The following is a 3,676-nucleotide window of genomic DNA, read 5'->3' as shown; positions in this document are numbered from 1 at the left end:
CCGAGGTGATACTATTAGTTTTATTGAGAGTCCTGCCTCAATTTCATACCTGACAAACTTCTCCTGCAACCACAGTTTGAATGAGTTTTCATTCAAAACGGAATTCCAGCCCCGGTAATTATAACAACTTACGGACGGGGAATCTGGTACTCACTCGCGCTCCATTTTGTTACGTTTTACGTTTAATTATTTTTGCGAGAGAAATTCATGAAAGTTCAGACTCCAGACAGGCGTGGTTTTACGCTGATCGAATTACTGGTCGTTATCGCGATTTTGATTGCCTTGCTGTTGCCGGCCGTGCAACAGGCGCGGGAAGCGGCGCGCAGGTCGCAGTGCAAGAACAATCTCAAACAGATTGGCCTGGCGATGCACAATTATCTCGACGCCTTCACGACATTTCCCATTGGGGGTTTGAAAAACAGTCGGGGACCAAACTGGCGTGTGGGTTTGCTGCCTTACTTCGATCAGGCGCCTGCTTACAATCAGGTCAGCTTTGGCGCCAGCTTCTGGGCGCATTCCAGTCTGCAGGCTGTCTTCAAGACATTACGGATTCCCGGTTACGTTTGTCCTTCGAGCCCGCATGGAATTGTCAACGCCGATATCCCGCTCGCGTATGACAGTATGGTTCACGACTATGTGGGTATTACCGGCGCCACACCTGACCCGGCCGGTCGAGTTTCTGTCTGCACGGCCAGTAATATTGTCAGTGGAGGCACCTACTGCAATAACGGCATGCTGCCGGTTTACTTCGCGCGGCGGATGCGTGATTGTCTGGATGGTTCAAGCAATACGATTATCGTCGCCGAACAGTCGGGTAACGTTGGCGGCGTCGAGAACAGTGCCAACCCTCTGGGGGGCTGGCATGGCTGGGTGAATAACTCAGGCGAGCAGATGGACGCCGACACCGTGCTGACGTCACTGGGTTCCGTGAATGGTTATCTCGGCGGCATGACCACCGTGCGCTATCCTCCCAACGCTTATTGGGCGTCCGGCGCACCTTCCAGTGCCAGTTCCGAATACGAGGTCAATACGGTGCTGAATTCATTTCATGTGGGGGGAATTCACGTCCTGCTGACCGATGGCGCCGTGCGATTTATCTCTGACAACATCAACATGGACACGCTGCGGCAACTCTCCGTGCGGGACGACGGCCAGGTCATCGGCGAGTTTTAATCTGAGGGAATCACAGGCTCATGCAGAAACTCCGACCGCAGGCTGTCGGAGTTTCCTGTGTGAGGTTCTTTCAAAGACGGTTTGACTTTCAACGTCCAGGCAGATCGCGCAGATCTGCGAACACTCAATTTATGAAGCATTCAGTTTTCCATCCGAAAGGATCAATCATGCATCAAGTACCGGGAAATCATCACTCACTCATTTTAGGTCTGTCACTGGTTCTGAGTTCTGCCGTTTTAATCGGATGCAGCCACACTCCCGGCGCCGACAAACCGCGCAGCGACATTTCGCTGACGATTAATTATGGAGGCGCGCCTGTCACGGAAGGCATGGTGAATCTGGAAAATCCACAGACCGGAGAAGGGGGAGGCGGCGCCCTCACAGCCGAGGGGACTGTGACCATTCCCAACGTGGCGCTGGGAAGTTATAGCGTGACGATTGTGCCCCCCGATCCGGACCCCGTGCCGCCCGAACCAGGCAAACCGGCTCCCCCGCAGAAAACGTTTGCGAACATTCCTAAAAAGTTCCGCGCAAGCAAATCGAGCCCGCTCAAAGTGGAAGTCAAAGAGGGTGCCTCTGAATTCACGTTTGACCTGAAAGACGCCGGGTGAAGTTTTCCAGAGGTCAAACCTCAGGCAGAGCGGAATCGCAGGCTTTTGGTCGAAAGCGATTTCGAAACGGATCAGATGAAGGAATCAATGGTGATCATCACGAGGATGATCACGCCGATCGCCATTTTTCCGACGACGCCCAGAATCCGTCCGATAAACGCGGCCCGTCCGATTTCGAATCGATCGACGGCCAGATTGCCTTTCCAGACTTCGCCCAGATACGCGCCGATGTACGCGCCCACGCTGCCCCCTAAAATGGCGCCGGCGACGGTTCCCGCGGGGGGCAGAAATGGAGTGCCGACCATCGCACCGAGCAGGCTGAATACGAACGTGCCCAGCAGCGAAAGAATCATCGCGCGACGGCTGGCGCCTTTCTTTGCAGCGCCCGCAGATCCCCCCAGCATTTCCACCAGTTCACCCAGTCCTGCCAGCGCGACGGCGATGAGTAAGACGGTCAGAGTGATCCCGTTGTTTTCCTGTCCGGGCGTGAACGCGTAAAACAGCGCAGAGAGCAACACCATGATCCAGTTGCCGGGGATCAGAAACAGAATCGACAGCCAGGCGGTCAGATTCGCCAGCAGCAGCAACGTTGCCATCAGGTAATAAAACGTGAAGGGGAGCCACTCATTGAACCACTCAAAAGACATACGTGATTACCTGAAAAGGATGATTTTCTGTTCGAGGGGAGTTTTCTGTCAGTTTATTGATTTACAGGGTCATTCGTAATCGTATTTCGTCAATCGAGGTGAAATATTACAGAATGCGAAAAAACAACGAACATGGAGCCTCTTTTTGAGGTTATTTAAGCAGTGGGATCTAATCCAAATGGACGTATATGTGTACGTATGAGAAGTTTGTTTGGGTGTCCGGACAGACAATGATTGTATTTGTCTGAAATCAGGGGTAAAATTTTAAGTTTACCAAACCATTGATGGACGAAAATTCTTATAATTATCAATGACGTTTGATATCAGATGCGGGGCTTGAAAATCCCGCCCGGTTCACTAGTGATCACAATCAGCACATTCAGTTAAGTTCTGAGTTCGTGCCTATTTCAGTCTATTCCAAGGAGCAGGCCGTGAGTGTTGTCAATTCTGCCAGGGACGTTCATGTTGACGAAATTGTAGACGTGGAACCCCATAACTGGTTGAACATGAGGGAAGTGCCCGCCTGGTTTATCAGCCTGGGGGTGCATCTGCTGATCCTGCTTGCTCTGGCAAGTTTCACGCGCATTACGCTGCTCGATTCCGAGCACTCGATTATTTCGTCGATTGAAGAACTGGATCCGGACGTTTTCAAACTCGATCCGACCATTCAGGACGTCGTGGGCACGGCCAGCGATTCGAATATTTTATCTCCTTCGATGGCGGCGGCTCCGGAAACGTCAAAAGAACAGCAGGAGGCCATGCAGAGCCAGCTGGAAAACGAAATTGAAACACCCGAGCCTGTGTTTGATGATAAGCTGACTCAACCTGCCAAAGAAGAACTGACGGCGGCCGTTGAAGTGACCGGTGAAACAGACCGTCCAGGCGGCGTGGCGGGCGCCATTGACCGTTTGACTCTGGAAATTGCCGCAGCAGCCAAAGAAAAGAAATTACTGGTAGTCTGGCTGTTTGATGTTTCTCCTTCCGTCAGCAAGCGGCGTAATGAAATCGCCGACCGGTTTGAAAACGTCTATAAGCAGTTGGGGATTCTCGAAGCCGCAGAAGATGAAAACTCGCTGAAAACAGCGGTGGCCGCCTTTGGCGCCACGACGCAGTTCATCACCAAAGATCCGGTGAGTGATATCAAAGAAGTCGTCTCCCAGATTCGTTCGATCAAAGAGGACACCACGGGCGACGAAAATGTGTTCGCTGCCGTCAACATGGTTTCCAAACGCTGGCTCTCCTACA

Annotated in this window: 3 protein-coding genes and 1 pseudogene; 3 read left to right on the top strand and 1 reads right to left on the bottom strand. The window is 52.2% G+C overall.

The features are described 5' to 3' along the window. The first annotated feature begins 207 nt into the window (after positions 1-207). Both Q0294_RS06580 and Q0294_RS06575 read left to right on the top strand, forming a co-directional pair. Positions 208-1,173 carry a DUF1559 domain-containing protein gene (locus Q0294_RS06580; protein WP_299462204.1) on the top strand — a complete coding sequence of 322 codons (966 nt, stop codon included), beginning with the start codon at positions 208-210 and terminating at the stop codon, positions 1,171-1,173. 167 nt (positions 1,174-1,340) lie between these two features. Beyond that, positions 1,341-1,784, top strand: a complete 444-nt coding sequence (locus Q0294_RS06575; protein WP_299462201.1) for a hypothetical protein — start codon at positions 1,341-1,343, stop codon at positions 1,782-1,784. 71 nt (positions 1,785-1,855) lie between these two features. Here Q0294_RS06575 and Q0294_RS06570 read toward each other — a convergent pair whose 3' ends face one another. Beyond that, complete coding sequence (locus Q0294_RS06570) at positions 1,856-2,431, bottom strand: DUF456 domain-containing protein (RefSeq protein WP_299462198.1); 576 nt, start codon at positions 2,429-2,431, stop codon at positions 1,856-1,858. Positions 2,432-2,862: 431 nt separating this feature from the next. Here Q0294_RS06570 and Q0294_RS06565 point away from each other — a divergent pair. Then, positions 2,863-3,676 (top strand): annotated as a pseudogene (locus Q0294_RS06565) (hypothetical protein); the annotation flags it as partial.

The organism is uncultured Gimesia sp. (assembly GCF_937919775.1).
In the GTDB taxonomy this organism is placed as follows: Bacteria; Planctomycetota; Planctomycetia; order Planctomycetales; family Planctomycetaceae; genus Gimesia.
Note: the sequence above shows the minus strand (reverse complement) of the source record. Positions and strands in the feature narration are given on the sequence as shown.